An 830-nucleotide genomic window follows, 5' to 3' on the forward strand; every position below is an offset into this window, starting at 1 on the left:
TCGACCCCTCTGGTATCGTTACCCTGGAGTTGCCTAGTGAAGGCAATCTCCTTTCCGGTGAAACGGATTTTTTGTAAATCTGGGGTATCGCCCATCACCCCAGATACCGTCCCCACTTCCAACTCAATTTGTTCCATTCCTTCCAACTCGGCCTTTTTCGCCTCGACCGCCCGACGGAGGACGGAGGCGATTGCGGCGGAAAGGGATTCTTCTCCCAAAACTTCAGCAGCTTCGTCGAAAATGGGTTCGTCATCTTTCGTGACGTACAGGTTTTTCCTCGGCATGGTGTATCCCCCTTTTGTTTGTTTGCCGGGATCGGCTCCCGGCTGGCCGGATCAGGGAAGGTCTCCCTCTCGTTTGAAGGAGTGGGGGAATCACTCCCCCAACTCCGCCACCCCTTTCAGAAGGAGGTTTTTCAACTCTTCCGGGTCAAAGTCTTCATACTTGTCAACGAACCAGGTCGTCTGGTTCGACAACTCTTCAACAACAAACCCGGCTGTCGTATGAAGCTTCTGTTCATCGAAGTAGATATCCGCCACGAACCCTTCTTTCTTCCACCGCTCAACGTCCTTCTCGGTTGTTTGGTTTTTCGGATCGGCGGCGAACTGTTCCATTTTCGCGATGATGCCGTCGTACAGGGTTTCTGCATTCTCTTTCAGCCAACTAGCTTCCACTCGTATGCAGGTTCCTTCGATTTTCTCAATCACTTTTTTCAAGTCCATACAGATTCCCCCTCATTGGTGTTTTTCAAGCTCATCTACAGTATAGTATGCGCATATGCGCATAGTCAACCCCTTTTTTGAAAAAAGTTTAAGGAATTGCACACAAAA

Annotated in this window: 2 protein-coding genes; both read right to left on the reverse strand. The window is 49.8% G+C overall.

Translation table 11 applies throughout. The features are described from left to right. Window positions 1-284: hypothetical protein (locus tag IEV46_RS17835; RefSeq protein ID WP_229736221.1), on the reverse strand; the 284-nt coding region annotated here is incomplete at its 3' end. 90 nt (window positions 285-374) lie between these two features. Continuing rightward, on the reverse strand, window positions 375-722 hold the full coding sequence (locus IEV46_RS17840) for a hypothetical protein (protein WP_188433969.1): 348 nt from the start codon (window positions 720-722) through the stop codon (window positions 375-377). Window positions 723-830: the final 108 nt, after the last annotated feature.

It is taken from the genome of Kroppenstedtia guangzhouensis, assembly GCF_014637345.1.
Taxonomy (GTDB): domain Bacteria; phylum Bacillota; class Bacilli; order Thermoactinomycetales; family DSM-45169; genus Kroppenstedtia; species Kroppenstedtia guangzhouensis.